This is a genomic window from Citrobacter sp. CFNIH10 (assembly GCF_002934585.1).
GTDB classification, from domain to species: Bacteria; Pseudomonadota; Gammaproteobacteria; order Enterobacterales; family Enterobacteriaceae; genus Citrobacter_A; species Citrobacter_A amalonaticus.
In genome coordinates, this window is sequence record NZ_CP026216.1 from 2431948 (window position 1) to 2450340 (window position 18393).

Below are 18393 nucleotides of genomic sequence, written 5' to 3' on the forward strand. Positions count from 1 at the left end.
CTTTTGTTGTTTTGTTCTTAAGATGATTGAATTGTCATCATGGCTAAGATCATTTCATTTGTTCTCACGCCTGATATCTGGAAAATATTGCCTAAATACCGCAATGAGACTCAGGGCGTTTGGGTCGGAAGAACATACGTTACATTGCCGTGACTTTTACTTAACGCATTCACAAATACACTGCATTTAATCATGCGATGTATAACGTGCTGTTATTTCGATACAGTGGAATTGATATGAAGAGAAAAGAATTTAAATTAACAACCATGGCGTTGTTAATCAGTAGTCTGTTAATGGCAAATAATGTCTGTGCTGCCATTCATGATGTAGATGGTATTATTAGCGGAAGCGGGATCATCGCTAAAGATCAGGAATATAAAATCATTAGCACCGCAGGGGAAAACAATACGATCTCCGTGGCGAATAATGGTGGTGTAACCATTACCAACCCAGGCGGAACGCCCACGGTCTCGGGTGGGGGCGAATTTGAAAACGGTGACTTTTTAATTTCCAACGGGACAGTGATTGTTGCCAACAGCGGAACCATTAATTTAGGTTCAGGGACTACCGTGAATCATATCATCGGCGATGTCATTCCAGGCACCGTCGAGGGGCGACCAGATATTCCGCTGGATAATGATTATCAGTTCATGTATGCGGTGGGTATCGTTCAGGTTGGTGGTAACAGTGCAGCCTATCTCGCGCAAAAAGGCTCGATCGTTGCCGATAATTTGACGATAAATATGAGTCAAAAGCGTGATGGCAAAGATATTGCGGGCATTCTGGGCAATAAACACAATGGCGTCTTTACCTTAACCGGCACCACCACGGTTAATTCTGCGGTGACCGGGGCGAATGGGAAGAATTTCGCGATCTATGCAAAGTCGGGATCGAAAATCAACGCTGAAAATTTGATCGTCAATAGTAAGGGGACATTCTACGCCGTCGGCCTCGATTCGGAATCCAGTGTGGATGCCGACCGTTCACTGATTCGTTATAAAAATGCCACGATTACATCCGTCGCCGATCAGTATGCGGACGGTATCAGTTCTAACGGGGCTGACGTTGAAGCGTTGGGCGACACCGCTATTGATGTCACCGTGAACGATGCGAATGGCGTGATTTCCGGGATCTGGGTTTCAGATGGTCTCACCGGCGTTGATCTGGATGCACATGTGACCATGGCAGGAAAGACGAGCCTGCTGCTGAAGTCAGGCGCGGAGAGTACGGTTCTCAGTGGTGTCGAGTCCGTGGGCGCTTCGCAGTTTACCAGTAACGACCTGAATATCACGCTGGATACTCAGGGGCATCAGCAAACAACCGGTACCGGCATTCGGGCCAGTAAAGAAGATGCGCTCACGGCGGGTAAAATCGACATTAATGGTCGTCTGAACATTGATGTTGTCGATACTACCCGCAGCGGGAGCTGGAACTACGTCCGTGCGGACAAGGGCGGCGAAATCACGCTGAACGGTGGGGTACAGATGGGGGTTAGCTACAACGACCCGGATGCCACTGCCATTCTGGCGGAAAATGCCGACTCCCGTGTGACGATTAACCCGCAGAAAATAGACGTTGTCGGGACGATTGAAGCCCTGGATTCCGCCGTGGTTGATGTGAATGCGATTAACCAGTCGCGTTTCGTCGGCGGGATGGTCACCAGCGGCAATGCAGTGAATAACCTGTCGCTGGCCGACGGCTCGGCCTGGAACATGACCAAAAGTTCTCAGCTCACCAACCTGACGCTGAATGACTCCACGCTGACCTTTATGCCAGCCGCCACAAAGCGTCGTATTCTGACGCGTGATACCGCGAGCTTCAAAACCCTGACAGTGGACGGTGATTACACAGGCACTAACGGTAATCTCGTGATGAACACCCAACTGGGCGATGACAGCTCACCGACTGACCGGATGATCGTTGCGGGCAACACCTCCGGCACCACGAACGTTAAAGTACTGAACGCCGGGGGCGCGGGCGGTCTGACGACGTCGGGCATCGAACTGATTAGCGTTGGCGGCAATTCTGACGGTGTGTTTACACAAAATGGCCGTATCGTGGCCGGTGCGTATGACTACACCCTGCATCGCGGTGAAGGCGAGAATAATAAAAACTGGTATCTGAGCAGCGCCCTGTCTCCGGTTACTCCGCTGGATCCTCTGAATCCTACCGATCCGCAGCCGCCAGCTCCGACGCCGCGCGAACACGCGGTGCGTCCGGAAGCCGGTCTGTACGGCATGAACCTGCAGGCGGCGAACACGCTGTTCAATACCCGTTTGCAGGATCGTCTGGGCGAAACGCATTACGTGGACGCGCTGACCGGCGAAGAAGCCGTCACCAGTATGTGGCTGCGTAACGTGGGCGGTCATACCCGTCAGAAAGACAGCAGTGGTCAACTGGATATGCAGGCCAACCGTTATGTCATGCAACTGGGCGGCGACATTGCGCAGTGGTCTTCGGACAACACTGACCGCTACCATCTGGGTCTGATGGCCGGTTATGCGAACCAGAAAGCGCGCGCCGAAAACCAGCGTAACGGTAACCGGGCCGACAGCCGCATCAGTGGTTACAGCGTTGGTTTGTACGGCACCTGGCTGCAGGACAACGCGACGCACGAAGGCGCGTATGTCGATACTTGGGCGCAGTACAGCTGGTTTGATAACACCGTTTCTGGTCGTGACGTCGAATCTGAAGAGTATGATTCGAAGGGCTTCACCGCCTCTGTCGAATCCGGCTACACCTGGAAACTGGCCGAACTCAGCGAGCGTAACGCGCTGTATATTCAGCCAAAAGCCCAGATCACCTGGATGGGCGTGAAGGCAGATGAGCACAAAGAAGTTAACGGTACCCGCGTTGAAGGTAACGGCGATGGCAACATCCAGACCCGCGTCGGCGTCCGTCTGTTCGGCAAGGGCCACAACACACTGGACGACGGCAAAGACCACACCTTCCAGCCGTTTGTCGAAGCCAACTGGATCCACAACAGCAAAGACTTTGGCGTCGCAATGAACGGTGAAAATGTGAATCTGAAAGGCGCCCGCAATATTGGCGAACTGAAAGCCGGGGTTGAAGGCCAGTTGACGAAGAACGTCGCCCTGTGGGGCAACGTCGCTCAGCAGGTTGGTAACAACGGCTACAGCGACACTTCAGCGATGATCGGTATTAAAGCGTCGTTCTGATGCAAAGTGCCGGGAGGCGGTTTCGCTTTACCCGGCCAGGCAAAAAACCTGTAGGCCGGATAAGGCGCAACGCATCGCCATCCGGCAGTATGGGTATGAAATCCTCTCTCTAAACAGTATGTTACCGATGCGTAATCCCTTCATAAATTAAACGTAACGCCAGCAGGCCAATTATCGCGCCGATGATGCGACTGGCGACGCGCTGTATTCTGCCGTATGCCCGACGCACGGCAGGCAACGAAAAGGCCTGGCTCAGAAAGACGCGCCAGATAACCGAAGAGAGCACAATCCCGGCCCAGGCCATCATCCTTGCCCACATGGGCGTGTCGGCACTCAGCGTAACGGAGAAGATACTGATAAAAAACAGGACGGTTTGCGGATTTGACAGATCGGTCAGTAAGCCACGACGAAAGAACACGGTCCATGGCGCGCTAACGGGTTGCTGCAGCGTTGGCATCTGCGGTGTGGCCTGGTGACGCATACTGTTCCAGGCAAACCACAGCAGATACGCGCCGCCGCCAATTTTGATCACCGAAAATACCGCCTCGCACTGGGTGATCAGTGTCGCCATGCCAAACAGCCCCAGCCCGGAATAGATAGCGTCACCTGACGCAACGCCCAGACCAGTTAATACTCCTGCGCGCCGTCCGGAGGCCAGACTGGTTTGCACGACCACAAACAGATTGGCGCCGGGGTTGAAGAAGGTTAACACGAACAGGCTGACGGTGAGGAAAACCGCATGTAGAGGTTCCATAAACCACATTTCCCTGAGCTGGATAACGTCACTCCATCTTATTTACAACAAAATCTGAGGGATGCGAATGGGATCACAAAGGGAGGCGAGGGAAGAAAACCACCCGTGTTACCACGGGTGGTAGAAAGTCAGAAGCTGTATTTCAGTCCTAATATTCCCTGCGTATCGCTGTAGCCGTTGTCGCCAATTTGCTGGGCGACGTTGCCCCACAGTTGCAGACGCTGGCTAAGCTGGCCTTCAACGCCCACTTTCAGTTCGCCAATATTGCGGTTGCCTTTCACGTCGTTGCTGATGTCATCCATCTTCACGCTGTAGCTGCGGGTGTTGTGAAGCCAGTTGGCTTCGACAAACGGCTGGAAGGTGCGGTCTTTGCCGTCATCCATGGCGTTATGGCCTTGCAGATAGGCTTTGACGCCAAGACGCGTTTGCAGGTTGCCGTCGGTTTTATCCACCACCCGGGTGCCGTTTTTCTCAACGTGCGTATCAGCCTGCACGTCCATCCAGGTGATTTGCGCTTTAGGCTGGATGTACAGCGCGTTACGCTCGCTGAATTCGGCCAGTTTCCAGGTGTAGCCTGTTTCGACAGAGGCGGTGATACCGTCCGAGTCATACTTTTCAGACGCCAGACCCTGTCCGGACACGGTGTTGTCAAACCAGTTATAGAGCAGCCAGCCATCGACATACGCACCGGTTTTATCGGCGTCGTTGGCATACCAGGTGCCGTACAGACCGGCGCTGTAGCCGCTGATCTCCCCACGGGATGAGTATCCGGTCAGGCTGGAGTGGCTGCGGCTCTTGCTGTTGGCGTAACCGGCCATCAGACCCAGATGCCAGCGATCGAAGCCGTCGGTGCTCCATTGCGCGATATCGCCGCCCAGTTGCATCACGTAGCGGTTGCTCTGGGTGCTGATCTGTCCGGAACCGTCTTTGAAGCGGTTATGCCCACCGACATGACGCATCCACAGGCTGGTAACCTTCTGCTCGCCTGTAAAGACGTCAGTGTACTGGGTTTCGCCCAGACGATCGTGCAGACGCGTCGTGAACAGCGTGTTGGCGGCAAGGGTGTTCGCCAGATAGCTGCCGGTTTCCGGGCGATAGGTTTTCTCTCCTTCCGGCTGTGGCGTTGGGGCCGGTGTCGGGGCGGGATCGGGAGTAGGCTCCGGCACTGGGTCAGTGATGAAGGTATTGGTCAGATACCAGTTGCTGCCTTTTTTCACCACATCATAGTCATAAGCCCCCGCGACAATACGTCCGGCTTTGGCAAAAGTACCTGCGGAATCGCCATACACTTCGACAATTTCAATACCGTTCACCGTTTGCGAGCCCGTACCGCCGATATTATTCACCGCAACCAGCGTATTACCGGACGTGTCGCCTTCCACGATAAGTTTATCGGTGGGAGAATCATCGCCACCCAGTGTCGTGTTCATTTTCAGTGTTCCGCCGCCGTAGAAATTACCTTCTACAGTCAGAGTCTTAAACACACCGCTGCTTTCCGGAGGCAGGAAATTGACAGTCCCATTATCAAAGGTGATGTCGGTGACATGAGAGCTACCGGTCATATTCCACACGGCCTGGTTGGAAAGATCCAGGTTAACAATACCGTTGCTGGTTGAGCCAGACGTAGCGGTATAGCTGGTGGCCGTCAGGAATGAGTTTTCGTTATTCAGTACCATATTGAGCGTGGCATCGTTAATTGCGCCAATGTCGCCAATGACCTGTACCGTGCCGGTTTCTAATGAATTCACGTTGATCAGGCTGTTTGCTCCACGGGAGAGCAGGGACCAGGTGGGATCGCTGTTATCCGTCATCAGCAGACCTTTCTGCACATCGACAATACCACCCGCCGCGGCTTCGATACCCGCCACATAGTTGGCGTGCGTATCAGACAGTGAGATGCCTAAATCATCCTGGAATTCAACTTTTGTGGTGTTACTGCCGCCATCATAAGCATAAACCGCTCGTGCGGTATCGACGCCATTTTGCATAGTAATAGCGGTTTTACCCTGAAACTGCGCCTCACTTTTCCAAAGGTAAAGGCCTGTGTTGTAATATCCACCGTTGCTGGTCAGCAGAAAATCGCCTTTTGCGATAAGCGACGACTGGTCAGTCAGGGAGATGGTTCGCATCCAGTACGGGTCGATCCAACCTGCGAATTCATGCTCGTAACCGGGTCGGTTGCCCAGGTAAGTCAGGTTCTCGCCGACGATGATTGCATTGCTGTTGAAGATGATATCCGTTGCCATCAGGTCAAGTGCCCGGCCACCGCCAGCCTCACCAAAGAGGTTATTTTCATCACCACGTGAGAGCGCTTCAATCTTCGCCAGCCCCGTAAATTCGATGCTATTTCTCGTCCCATAAGTGGCGTAGGGGAGCGCCGCCAGGATACCCTGGCTGCCTTTCAGAGTGATGTAGTCAGCTTCAAATTTGGCAGTATTAATCACGTTATAAGCAGTGTTACTCGTGCTCGCGCCAGCCCTTGCGGCAAACTGTAAGGCCAGTTCATTGGCATCGATATCAATACGATCGGCTTTGATATCCACATCACTTCCTGCGGCAAGAACCATCCCCACGCGACGGTCGATAGAGTTGTCGCCCGGATCGCCGTCAACATTGATGACAAAGTTTCCACCATCAAAGGCCAGCTCACCGTTATACAAACCAATCCCCCAGCGGTGGGTGCTGACATATCCCGCCTGCGGCATCAGTACAGTCAAATTAACTTTATTATCGCCGTCGCTTTTGAAATCAAATTTACCACCTGGCCCGGCAAATAAACCGTAAATATCGGCGTAACTATTTTTGACCTCATTACTGACGACAATATTGCCGCCAGTGAATGTCATTGTGCCGCTGAGTGTATCTCGCTTGTAAGCATGCAGCGTTGCACGTTCGTCTGTCGTGTTATTATTAAAACCTCTTAGTGTCAGGGTATTCCCGTCGCTGATATTAATGTTCACTGCACCGTTCAGGGTATTGATTAGCGCGCGTTGGTAACTGGCGCTGCCCGTGTAACCGCTGGCGTCCAGGGTTACATCACCGAGGCTAACGGTGTGGGTTCCACTGCTAATAGACGAAATCGAACTGGTGAAGGTCTTATTTTCCAACTCGGCCGATAAGACAAACGGTGAGGCGAGAAACGAACTTCCCACCACGACAGGTACAAGACATTTCCATTTTATATATGTCATTTATGACTCTCCGTGAGATTAACGACTTATTTTTATTTGTAATAAAGAAAAAAATGTCCGGCCTTTGCAGGACATTTTTTGTTTGGGCGATCAGAAACTATATTTGATGCCTAACATTCCCTGAGTATCGCTGTAGCCGTTGTCGCCAATTTGCTGGGCGACGTTGCCCCACAGTTGCAGACGCTGGCTAAGCTGGCCTTCAACGCCCACTTTCAGTTCGCCAATATTGCGGTTGCCTTTCACGTCGTTGCTGATGTCATCCATCTTCACGCTGTAGCTACGGGTGTTGTGAAGCCAGTTGGCTTCGACAAACGGCTGGAAGGTGCGGTCTTTGCCGTCATCCATGGCGTTATGGCCTTGCAGGTAGGCTTTGACGCCAAGACGCGTTTGCAGGTTGCCGTCGGTTTTATCCACCACCCGGGTGCCATTTTTCTCAACGTGCGTATCAGCCTGCACGTCCATCCAGGTGATTTGCGCTTTAGGCTGGATGTACAGCGCGTTACGCTCGCTGAATTCGGCCAGTTTCCAGGTGTAGCCTGTTTCGACAGAGGCGGTGATGCCGTCTGAATCATACTTTTCAGACGCCAGACCCTGTCCGGACACGGTGTTGTCAAACCAGTTGTAGAGCATCCAGCCATCGACATACGCACCGGTTTTATCGGCGTCGTTGGCATACCAGGTACCGTACAGACCGGCGCTGTAGCCGCTGATTTCCCCGCGGGATGAGTATCCGGTAAGGCTGGAGTGGCTGCGGCTCTTGCTGTTGGCGTAACCGGCCATCAGACCCAGATGCCAGCGATCCAGACCGTCGGTGCTCCATTGCGCGATATCCCCGCCCAGTTGCATCACGTAGCGGTTGCTCTGGGTGCTGATCTGTCCGGAACCGTCCTTGAAGCGGTTATGTCCGCCGATGTGGCGCATCCACAGGCTGGTGACTTTCTGTTCGCCGGTTAACGCGTCGGTGTACTGGGTTTCACCCAGACGATCATGAAGCCGGGTGGTGAACAGCGTGTTGGCGGCAAGGGTGTTCGCCAGATAGCTGCCGGTTTCCGGGCGATACTGGTGCGGACCTTCAGGTGTCGGAGACTCTGGAATTACGGGTTCTTTCGGCTCAGTTGGTGGAACCGGTTCTGGCAAGGCCAGGCTGGTCAACGACCAGTTCTGGTTGTCTCGTTTCACAAGGTCGTAGTCATATGCGCCTGCGACAATACGGCCTTCTTTCACAAAGGTACCGTTTGAAGTCCCTTCAACGTCGATAATACGGATACCTTCAATCGTCGCGGCTCCGTTACCGCCCGCGTTACTGACGCTGACGCGCGTGATGCCGTGGGTATCACCTTTCACAATCAGCTTATCCGTTGGCGACAGGTCATCACCCAGCACAGTGCGCAAGGCCAGCAAGCCGTTGTTTCCGGTGTAATCACCGTTAATTGTCAACAGGGTTGGGCTAAAGGCTGCTTGCACTTGCGACGGGGAAGAGAGTATCGCTGTGCCTGCCAGCTCCAGCGAATTCAGCGTCTGTGAATAGCCGTTAAGATCCAGCTGCGCGCCGCTGTCCACGCGGTAATCGGATCTTGCACTCAGGGTATTTTCTGCCCCGGCGCGCAATGTACCATTTGCGACGTGGGTAGGGCCCTGATAGGTGTTAGCGCCTGTCAGCGTGGTCGTCCCGGAGCCGAAATGGTTGACTTCGCCAATACCTGTGATTTTGGCCGAGAGTACGAAGTCGTCGCTGTTGTGATTAAAGTTGAGCTCTGCCGTGCTCATACCGCTGGTGTTGCCAAGGTAGAGCCACGGCAGGTCCAGTGTTCCCGCAGCCTGTTGTGCTTCGCCCTTTGCGCCGCCAATATTCAGGATGCCGGTACTGCCTTCTCCCACTGCCAGCCAGATTAAGTTACCCGAGCGGACCGTTGCGCCGTTGCTGACGGTGAGGATCCCGGTGGCGTCATTGGGTGTTGTTGCGAACCCCCCGAGGTAAAAACCTTCCGTCACATCCAGCAGCGAGTTTTCACCGTCCACGAGGGCGACACCGTAGCCATTACGACTGGTGTTACTCGTATTGCCGACGTAGCCAATGTTCATGTGTTCGCTTAAGGAGAGGGTTCCGCCGCGGGTAATCACCAGGTTACCGCGCCCCTGATCGCCGACCACGCTCCAGACGGAAGAGACGGACGAATTTGCTCCATCGATGGTAACCGTTCCCTGCGCGTTTGCAGCATATTCTCCAATACGTAATTCATCAATGCCGCTGATTTTACTGCCGTTATTCACCAGCAGCGTACCTGAACCATCATGGGTCCCGAGTACCAGATTCAAATTGCCCAGTGTCCAGGTCGCACCATTCGTCAGCGTCACGCTGCCGTTTGCGCCATTACCGATCATACCGGCGGCGGTGGTGATAGCCCGACCATCGATCAGCAGTGAGCCGTCGGAGTTATCACCCACCCAAAGACTGCGGAAGTTATTCCATGCGGGGTCGGTATTTTCCGTGGCGGAAAGCGTAATATTTTGTCCATTATTAATAATGACAGTATCCCCCACACCTGTTGGTGGGGAAATATTATTATTGGCTACCGCAGTGGACGTTAAAGCCATGGAAATTGCAATGGCTAATAGAGTTTCAGGGAAACACTGTGCATTTATTTTCATATATTGACTCTTCCTTAAGATTTAAATATTACATCCAGGCATAAGCCAGAAAAGCCAGTGCTGAATACACGGCTATTTGTCGGGTTGCTCATGCAAATAAAATTCTGATGATTTTTAATATTATTTGCCGTTGGCGATATAGCGTAATCGTTTTGCCGCAGGCTTGCATTCGATATTGATAGGCTGAGTCTATTAACCGTCGTTAACAGAGTGAAAATATTTAAGTGATGGCTAATTATTTGATTACAAATGTTTATTGTTTTTGGCTATCCCTCCAGGAATAATGCAAATATAAGTCGGAAAACAACAGGATAGGCGAGGCTTTTGATAAGGTAGACTGAATAGATGCGAAGGATTAACATTAGTGTGAGTATCGCTTTAATATGTTTAATTGCGGACGGGGATAATGTTTTTTAAGAATTCTAGGCTGGCTAATTATCATTGTTTTGATGAACGTCAATTTTTACATTGGTATTAATCTGAATGTTTTTTGTCGATATTAAGATTATTGCCAATAAGTTGGAAAGGGTTTTGATAATAATCTTAAGTGGAGTTGTTCTGAACAGGGTTATGCATATTTACGCAATAATGAGAGATTTATTAAAAGACGGGGGTATCGGTCATTATTTTATTTATATGCAGAAAGTGACTTAACTTTACCGTAGTATGCAAAAAAGTACTGAACAGGCCGAAACCACAAAAGCAACCTATCACTGAAAGGCCTCTGGATTTTTTCTGGAAGCTGAACTAGTTATTAATCATCCCTGAACAGCGGCATGGATTCAGCGGTGATGATAGCGTCATAACATAACCTGGAGCTTCTCTATGAAAACTGGATATAAACTCTTGATTGGTGCGTTGGCTTTTGTGGCGACAAATGCGTTTGCAGCGGAGCTGTTAACAAAAGCTGAGTTTGAGAAGGTGGAGTCGCAGTACACCCTGATTGGCAACATCAATACCAGCAATGAAACGTCCACTCAGGATGCGAAAGAAGATCTGCTCAAAAAAGCGGATGAGAAAGGGGCTGATGTGGTCGTGCTGACTTCCGGTCAAACCGACAACAAAATTCATGGCACTGCCAATATCTACAAGAAAAAGTAATTCGTAAGCGTGCCGGATGGCGCTGGCCTGGTGAAATGTGTAGGCCGGGTAAGACGCTGTGTGTCGCCATCCGGCCGTTCATTCCTTCAGCCGTCGCCAGAATGTGGTTCTGCTGATCCCCAGATAACGCGCGGCGGCGCGCTTATCGCCGTTAAACTGCGCCAGCACCTGCTGTGGCGTAGCGGAAGGCGAAGGGGATGACGGCGATTCGTTCTCCGCCAGTTCCGGCAGTATCTGCTGTAATAAATGTTCATTCAGTTGTGGCATCGGTTCAACGCTTAAAAACAGTGCCAGCCGTTCCATCATATTGCGCAATTCGCGAATATTTCCCGGCCACTGATAGTGCAACAGCGCACCGGCACTGTGCGCCAGTCCGGCGCGCACCGACTCGGTAAATGGTACGGAGAGCGCGGCCAGCGATTGTTTTAAAAAACCTTCCGCCAGCGGCAGGATATCGGCGGGGCGCTCCCGTAGAGCCGGTAACGACAGACGTAAAATACTCAGGCGATAAAACAGATCGCGACGAAACTGCCCGCGTTTCATCTCGTCTTCCAGATTGCAGTGGGTGGCGCTAATCACCCGCACTGTCACCGGAATGGGGTGATGTCCACCCACCCGGGTGACCTCTTTTTCTTCCAGCACGCGCAGCAGTCGGGTTTGCAGCGGCAACGGCATTTCGCCGATTTCATCGAGAAACAGCGTTCCGCCGTGGGCGATTTCAAACAGCCCGGCACGACCACCGCGTCGCGATCCGGTGAAGGCGCCTTCCTCGTAGCCAAACAGCTCCGCTTCCAGCAACGATTCGGCGATCGCCCCGCAATTCACCGCGACGAACGGATGCGCCGTTTTGTCGCCGCGCGTGCCAGGACGCGTACAAAACTCGCGGTGAATGGCCTGGGCTGCCAGTTCTTTCCCGGTGCCGGTTTCCCCCTGAATCAGGACAGAGGCGGGTGAACGGGCATACAGCATAATGGTATGGCGCACCTGTTCCATCTGTGCGGACTCGCCACGAATATCCCCCAGCCCATAGCGGGTGCGCAGCGCCTGATCGGAGGCATAATGACCGTGGCGACGTTGGGTCAGGCGGGTCATGTCCAGCGCATCGCTAAAGGCCTGACGCACCGTGGCGGCGGAATAGATAAAGATACCGGTCATGCCTGCCTCTTCCGCCAGATCGGTAATCAGTCCCGCGCCAACCACCGCGTCAATGCCGTTTGCTTTCAACTCGTTAATCTGCCCGCGCGCGTCTTCTTCGGTGATATAGCTGCGTTGTTCCAGTTGCAGGTTGAAGGTTTTTTGAAAAGCCATCAGCGCGGGGAGTGTCTCCTGGTAGGTCACCACGCCAATGGAGGCGGTCAGTTTTCCGGCCTTTGCCAGCGCCTGCAGAACGTCAAACCCGCTGGGTTTGATCAGAATAACCGGTATCGACAGGCGACTTTTCAGATACGCGCCGTTCGATCCGGCGGCGATGATCGCATCACAGCGTTCGGTGGTCAGCTTCTTACGGATATAGGTGACCGCTTTTTCAAAACCGAGCTGGATGGGGGTGATGGTCGCCAGATGATCAAACTCCAGGCTGATGTCGCGAAACAGATCGAACAGTCGCGTTACCGAGACCGTCCAGATAACCGGTTTGTCATCATTCACCCGCGGGGGAAGCGTTGTCGTCGCCATAGCCAACCCAAAATAAAAGGACAGAGTAATGGGTGTAGTCTTGTTTCATAATTGTTGCAATGAAACCGGTCGGGACGTTTCATGAAACGTTAGCTGACACGCTTTTTTTCGCTTATCGCGGTATGCTGTGGTTTATCTTATTGTTATATCGATGGTTATTTAAAACACTCTCTTTCAAAGCGCCTTTGGCATAGCCCTTGCTTTATGTGAATCAACGGTTAGTTACAAGTTGATAACACGAGGATGGACTATGTCTCTGGATTCTCCGGGTCAGGCATTTCGCGCTGCACTCACCAAAGAAAACCCCTTACAAATCGTCGGCACCATCAACGCCAACCATGCGTTGCTGGCCCAGCGCGCCGGGTATCAGGCGATTTATCTTTCGGGCGGCGGCGTCGCGGCCGGTTCGCTGGGACTGCCGGATCTGGGCATCTCCACCCTGGACGACGTCTTGACCGACATTCGCCGCATCACCGACGTCTGTCCGCTCCCGCTGCTGGTGGATGCTGATATCGGCTTTGGTTCGTCGGCGTTTAACGTTGCGCGCACCGTCAAGTCGATGATCAAAGCCGGGGCGGCGGCGCTACACATCGAAGATCAGATTGGCGCCAAGCGCTGCGGCCATCGTCCGAATAAAGCGATTGTTTCGAAAGAGGAGATGGTCGATCGCATTCGTGCGGCGGTGGATGCCCGTACCGATCCCCACTTTGTGATCATGGCGCGTACCGATGCCCTGGCGGTGGAAGGGTTAGACGCAGCGATCGATCGTGCGCAGGCCTATGTCGAAGCGGGCGCCGACATGCTATTCCCGGAGGCGATCACGGCGCTTTCGATGTACCGCCAGTTTGCCGATGCAGTCCAGGTGCCGATTCTTGCCAATATCACCGAATTTGGCGCTACGCCGTTGTTCACGACCGACGAACTGCGCAGTGCGAACGTGGCGATGGCGCTCTATCCGCTCTCGGCATTCCGCGCCATGAACCGGGCTGCTGAAAAGGTCTACAACGTGCTGCGCCAGGAAGGGACGCAAAAGAGCGTTATCGACATCATGCAGACCCGTAACGAACTGTATGAAAGCATCAATTACTACCAGTACGAAGAGAAGCTCGACGCGTTGTATATCAAGTAGGCCGGATGGCGGCTACGCCTTATCAGGCCTGGACGAAAACCCTCAGTACCCTACATATGACAATAATGATGAGGACAACATGAGCGACACAACGATCCTGCAAAATAATACCCATGTTATTAAGCCTAAAAAATCCGTCGCGCTGTCCGGCGTACCGGCGGGCAATACCGCGCTGTGCACCGTCGGCAAAAGCGGCAACGATCTGCACTATCGCGGCTACGATATTCTCGATCTCGCCCGGCAGTGCGAATTTGAAGAAGTCGCGCATCTGCTGATTCACGGCAAACTCCCGACCCGTGACGAACTTCAGGCATACAAAAGTAAACTCAAAGCGCTGCGCGGATTACCGGCTAACGTCCGTACCGTACTGGAAGCGCTGCCAGCGGCATCGCATCCGATGGACGTGATGCGCACCGGTGTATCGGCGCTGGGTTGTACGCTGCCGGAAAAAGAGGGGCACACCGTTTCCGGCGCGCGTGATATTGCCGATAAGCTGCTGGCCTCGCTCAGTTCCATCCTGCTCTACTGGTATCACTACAGTCACAACGGCGAGCGTATTCAGCCAGAAACCGATGACGACTCTATCGGCGGCCATTTTCTGCACCTGTTGCACGGCGAAAAACCGACGCAGAGCTGGGAAAAAGCAATGCACATTTCGTTGGTGTTGTACGCCGAGCATGAGTTCAACGCCTCCACCTTTACCAGCCGCGTGATTGCCGGCACCGGATCGGATGTTTACTCGGCCATTATCGGCGCGATTGGCGCACTGCGCGGTCCGAAACACGGCGGGGCGAATGAGGTCTCGCTGGAGATTCAGCAGCGCTACGAAACGCCGGACGAAGCCGAAGCCGATATCCGTAAGCGCGTGGAAAACAAAGAAGTGGTGATTGGTTTTGGTCATCCGGTTTATACCATTGCCGATCCGCGTCATCAGGTCATCAAACGTGTGGCGAAGCAGCTTTCCGAAGAGGGGGGCTCGCTGAAGATGTACAACATTGCCGATCGTCTGGAAGAGGTGATGTGGGAGACGAAGAAGATGTTCCCTAACCTCGACTGGTTCTCGGCGGTCTCCTACAACATGATGGGCGTTCCCACCGAAATGTTTACCCCGCTGTTTGTTATCGCCCGCGTCACCGGCTGGGCGGCACACATTATTGAACAGCGCCAGGACAACAAAATCATTCGTCCTTCCGCCAACTATACCGGCCCGGACGATCGTGAGTTTGTGCCGATCGATCAGCGTCAGTAATTCATTACCTCTAAAGATAAAAAAACAGGAAACGTACCTTATGTCCGCTCAAATTTTAAATGTTCGCCCGGAATTCGATCGTGAAATCGTTGATATCGTGGATTACGTCGTCAACTACGAGATAGCGTCAACGGTGGCGTATGACACCGCCCACTACTGCCTGCTTGATACGTTGGGCTGTGGTCTGGAAGCGCTGGAATATCCGGCCTGTAAAAAGCTGATGGGGCCGATTGTTCCTGGGACCGTGGTGCCCAACGGCGTGCGCGTGCCGGGTACCCAGTTTCAGCTCGACCCGGTACAGGCCGCGTTTAACATTGGCGCGATGATCCGCTGGCTCGACTTCAATGACACCTGGCTGGCGGCGGAGTGGGGCCACCCTTCCGATAACCTCGGCGGGATCCTGGCGACAGCGGACTGGCTCTCACGCAACGCGGTCGCGGCGGGTAAAGCGCCTTTGACCATGAAACACGTGCTGACCGGAATGATTAAGGCCCACGAAATTCAGGGCTGTATCGCGCTGGAAAACGCCTTTAACCGCGTGGGGCTTGACCACGTTCTGCTGGTCAAAGTGGCCTCCACCGCCGTGGTGGCTGAAATGCTGGGGCTAACGCGTGATGAGATCCTCAACGCGGTATCGCTGGCGTGGGTCGACGGACAGTCGCTGCGCACCTATCGCCATGCGCCGAATACCGGCACGCGTAAATCCTGGGCGGCGGGCGATGCGACCTCGCGCGCGGTGCGTCTGGCGCTGATGGCGAAAACCGGTGAGATGGGTTATCCGTCAGCGCTGACGGCGAAAACCTGGGGGTTTTATGACGTCTCATTCAAAGGCGAGTCGTTCCGCTTCCAGCGTCCATACGGCTCCTACGTAATGGAAAACGTGCTGTTCAAAATTTCGTTCCCGGCGGAGTTCCACTCTCAGACGGCGGTTGAAGCGGCAATGACGCTGTACGCGCAAATGCAGGCAGCAGGTAAAAGCGCTGCGGATATCGAAAAAGTGACCATTCGCACCCACGAAGCCTGCATTCGCATCATTGATAAGCAGGGGCCGCTGAATAACCCGGCCGATCGCGATCACTGTATTCAGTATATGGTGGCGATCCCGCTGCTGTTCGGACGCTTAACGGCGGCGGATTATGAGGACGGCGTGGCACAGGACAAGCGAATCGATTCCCTGCGCGAGAAGATCCGTTGTGTTGAAGATCCGGCGTTTACCGCGGACTATCACGATCCGGAAAAACGCGCCATCGCCAATGCGATCACCCTGGAATTCACTGACGGTTCACAGTTTGACGAGGTGGTCGTGGAGTTCCCGATTGGCCATGCACGTCGCCGTACCGACGGGATCCCGAAACTGATCGAAAAATTCAAAATTAACCTGGCGCGCCAGTTCCCGACTCGCCAACAGCAGCGCATCCTGGAGGTCTCCCTGGACAGAACTCGCCTGGAGCAGATGCCGGTCAATGAGTACATGGACCTTTATGTCATCTAGAACCCGCTTCATCAGGCGTAAGTTCAACAGGAGAGCGTTATGTCTTTTAGCGAATTTTATCAGCGTTCTGTTACGCAACCGGAATCATTCTGGGCCGAACAGGCCCGGCGGATTGACTGGCAGCAGCCGTTTATCCGCACGCTGGATCACAGCCATCCGCCGTTTGCCCGTTGGTTTTGCGGCGGTACCACCAATCTGTGTCATAACGCCATTGACCGCTGGCTGGAGAAACAACCGGATGCGCTGGCGCTGATCGCTATCTCATCCGAGACCGAAGAGGAGCGCACCTTTACCTTCCGTCAGCTCTATGACGAAGTGAACGTGGTGGCGTCAATGCTGCAATCGCTCGGCGTGCAGCGCGGCGATCGGGTTCTGGTATATATGCCGATGATCGCTGAGGCGCATATCACGCTGCTGGCCTGCGCACGGATTGGCGCGATCCACTCGGTAGTGTTCGGCGGTTTTGCTTCGCACAGCGTGGCGGCGCGCATCGATGACGCGAAGCCGGTGCTGATTGTCTCCGCCGATGCGGGGGCGCGCGGCGGTAAAGTGTTGCCCTATAAAAAGCTGCTCGATGATGCGATCGAGCAGGCGCAACATCAGCCGAAACAGGTGTTACTGGTGGATCGCGGGCTGGCGAAAATGGCGCGTGTGGCCGGTCGCGATCTCGACTTTGCGACGTTGCGCCAGCAGCATCTCGGCGCCACGGTGCCGGTGACGTGGCTGGAATCCAATGAAACGTCCTGCATTCTTTATACCTCCGGCACCACCGGAAAACCCAAAGGCGTGCAGCGCGATGTCGGCGGCTATGCCGTGGCGCTGGCGACCTCAATGGCGACCATTTTTGGCGGCAAAGCGGGGGGCGTGTTCTTCTGTGCGTCGGATATCGGTTGGGTTGTCGGGCATTCCTACATTGTCTACGCACCGCTCCTGGCAGGGATGGCAACCATTGTGTATGAAGGACTGCCGACGTATCCGGACTGCGGCGTGTGGTGGAAGATCGTCGAGAAATATCAGGTCAACCGGATGTTCTCGGCACCGACCGCCATTCGCGTGCTGAAAAAATTCCCGACCGCGCAGATCCGCAATCACGATCTCTCCTCGCTGGAGGTGCTCTATCTGGCAGGCGAGCCGCTGGACGAACCGACCGCAAGCTGGGTAACGGAAACACTGGGCGTGCCGGTTGTTGATAATTACTGGCAGACCGAATCCGGCTGGCCGATTATGGCGCTGGCCCGGGCACTGGATGACCGGCCGTCGCGCCTCGGCAGTCCCGGCGTGCCCATGTATGGCTATAACGTGCAGTTGCTCAATGAGATGACCGGCGAACCCTGCGGCGCCAACGAGAAGGGGATGGTGGTGATCGAAGGGCCGCTGCCACCCGGCTGTATTCAGACCATTTGGGGCGACGATGAACGGTTTGTGAATACCTACTGGTCGCTGTTCAATCGTCAGGTATACGCCACGTTTGACTGGGGTATTCGTGACGCCGACGGTTACTACTTCATTCTGGGGCGCACGGATGATGTGATTAACGTCGCCGGGCACCGGTTGGGCACGCGGGAAATTGAGGAGAGTATCTCCAGCTATCCGAACGTGGCGGAAGTGGCGGTGGTCGGGGTAAAAGATGCGCTGAAGGGGCAGGTGGCGGTAGCGTTTGTCATTCCCAAACAGAGCGACAGTCTGGAAGACCGCGATGTGGCGCATTCGGAAGAGAAAGCGATCATGGCGTTGGTGGACAGCCAGATTGGCAATTTTGGTCGTCCTGCCCACGTCTGGTTTGTTTCGCAACTGCCGAAAACCCGATCCGGCAAAATGCTCCGCCGCACGATCCAGGCCATTTGCGAAGGCCGCGATCCGGGCGATCTCACCACGCTTGACGATCCGGCGGCGCTGCAGCAAATCCGCCAGGCAATGGAGGAGTAATCTGATGGCCCGGTGGGGCAGCGTGAACGCCTTATCTGGCCTACAATGA

At 54.0% G+C, this 18393-nt stretch carries 10 protein-coding genes; 6 read left to right on the plus strand and 4 right to left on the minus strand.

What is annotated here, in order from left to right:
* Window positions 1-236: 236 nt before the first annotated feature.
* Complete coding sequence (locus C2U53_RS30330; RefSeq protein WP_246876157.1) at window positions 237-3179, plus strand: autotransporter outer membrane beta-barrel domain-containing protein; 2943 nt, start codon at window positions 237-239, stop codon at window positions 3177-3179.
* Window positions 3180-3300: 121 nt separating this feature from the next.
* On the opposite strand, the gene C2U53_RS15215 is transcribed toward C2U53_RS30330, so the two are convergent.
* The 3 genes from C2U53_RS15215 to C2U53_RS15225 form a co-directional block, all read right to left on the minus strand.
* Complete coding sequence (locus tag C2U53_RS15215; RefSeq protein ID WP_044258897.1) at window positions 3301-3933, minus strand: LysE family transporter; 633 nt, start codon at window positions 3931-3933, stop codon at window positions 3301-3303.
* Between the two features lie 128 nt (window positions 3934-4061).
* The gene (locus C2U53_RS15220; RefSeq protein ID WP_246876158.1) at window positions 4062-7124 is read right to left on the minus strand and encodes an autotransporter outer membrane beta-barrel domain-containing protein; all 3063 of its coding nucleotides are present in this window, start codon (window positions 7122-7124) and stop codon (window positions 4062-4064) included.
* 90 nt (window positions 7125-7214) lie between these two features.
* Window positions 7215-9719 (minus strand): autotransporter outer membrane beta-barrel domain-containing protein, encoded by a 2505-nt coding sequence (locus C2U53_RS15225; RefSeq protein WP_246876159.1) that lies wholly within the window; start codon window positions 9717-9719, stop codon window positions 7215-7217.
* An 879-nt stretch (window positions 9720-10598) separates the two neighbouring features.
* Between C2U53_RS15225 and yahO the strand changes: the two genes are divergently transcribed.
* Entirely contained in the window at window positions 10599-10874 is a 276-nt protein-coding gene (gene yahO, locus C2U53_RS15230; protein ID WP_043001665.1) for a DUF1471 family periplasmic protein YahO, read from the plus strand.
* Window positions 10875-10952: 78 nt separating this feature from the next.
* Here yahO and prpR read toward each other — a convergent pair whose 3' ends face one another.
* Entirely contained in the window at window positions 10953-12548 is a 1596-nt protein-coding gene (gene prpR, locus C2U53_RS15235) for a propionate catabolism operon regulatory protein PrpR (protein ID WP_044268724.1), read from the minus strand.
* Window positions 12549-12798: 250 nt separating this feature from the next.
* On the opposite strand from prpR, the gene prpB reads away from it, so the two are divergent.
* From prpB to prpE, 4 genes are all read left to right on the plus strand, one after another.
* Window positions 12799-13677, plus strand: a complete 879-nt coding sequence (prpB, locus tag C2U53_RS15240) for a methylisocitrate lyase (RefSeq protein ID WP_043001663.1) — start codon at window positions 12799-12801, stop codon at window positions 13675-13677.
* 79 nt (window positions 13678-13756) lie between these two features.
* Window positions 13757-14926 carry a 2-methylcitrate synthase gene (gene prpC, locus C2U53_RS15245; protein WP_043001662.1) on the plus strand — a complete coding sequence of 390 codons (1170 nt, stop codon included), beginning with the start codon at window positions 13757-13759 and terminating at the stop codon, window positions 14924-14926.
* Window positions 14927-14966: 40 nt separating this feature from the next.
* Window positions 14967-16418, plus strand: a complete 1452-nt coding sequence (locus C2U53_RS15250; protein ID WP_044327221.1) for a bifunctional 2-methylcitrate dehydratase/aconitate hydratase — start codon at window positions 14967-14969, stop codon at window positions 16416-16418.
* 39 nt (window positions 16419-16457) lie between these two features.
* A complete protein-coding gene (gene prpE, locus C2U53_RS15255) occupies window positions 16458-18344 on the plus strand; it encodes a propionate--CoA ligase (protein ID WP_104446071.1) in 1887 nt (628 codons plus the stop codon).
* Window positions 18345-18393: the final 49 nt, after the last annotated feature.

What these genes read in the sequence shown, in the direction of transcription:
- C2U53_RS30330 (WP_246876157.1), top strand. Translation starts at nt 237, where the DNA reads ATGAAGAGAAAAGAATTTAAATTAACAACCATGGCGTTGTTAATCAGT.
- C2U53_RS15215 (WP_044258897.1), bottom strand. Translation starts at nt 3,933, where the DNA reads ATGGAACCTCTACATGCGGTTTTCCTCACCGTCAGCCTGTTCGTGTTA.
- C2U53_RS15220 (WP_246876158.1), bottom strand. Translation starts at nt 7,124, where the DNA reads ATGACATATATAAAATGGAAATGTCTTGTACCTGTCGTGGTGGGAAGT.
- C2U53_RS15225 (WP_246876159.1), bottom strand. Translation starts at nt 9,719, where the DNA reads ATGGCTTTAACGTCCACTGCGGTAGCCAATAATAATATTTCCCCACCA.
- yahO (WP_043001665.1), top strand. Translation starts at nt 10,599, where the DNA reads ATGAAAACTGGATATAAACTCTTGATTGGTGCGTTGGCTTTTGTGGCG.
- prpR (WP_044268724.1), bottom strand. Translation starts at nt 12,548, where the DNA reads ATGGCGACGACAACGCTTCCCCCGCGGGTGAATGATGACAAACCGGTT.
- prpB (WP_043001663.1), top strand. Translation starts at nt 12,799, where the DNA reads ATGTCTCTGGATTCTCCGGGTCAGGCATTTCGCGCTGCACTCACCAAA.
- prpC (WP_043001662.1), top strand. Translation starts at nt 13,757, where the DNA reads ATGAGCGACACAACGATCCTGCAAAATAATACCCATGTTATTAAGCCT.
- C2U53_RS15250 (WP_044327221.1), top strand. Translation starts at nt 14,967, where the DNA reads ATGTCCGCTCAAATTTTAAATGTTCGCCCGGAATTCGATCGTGAAATC.
- prpE (WP_104446071.1), top strand. Translation starts at nt 16,458, where the DNA reads ATGTCTTTTAGCGAATTTTATCAGCGTTCTGTTACGCAACCGGAATCA.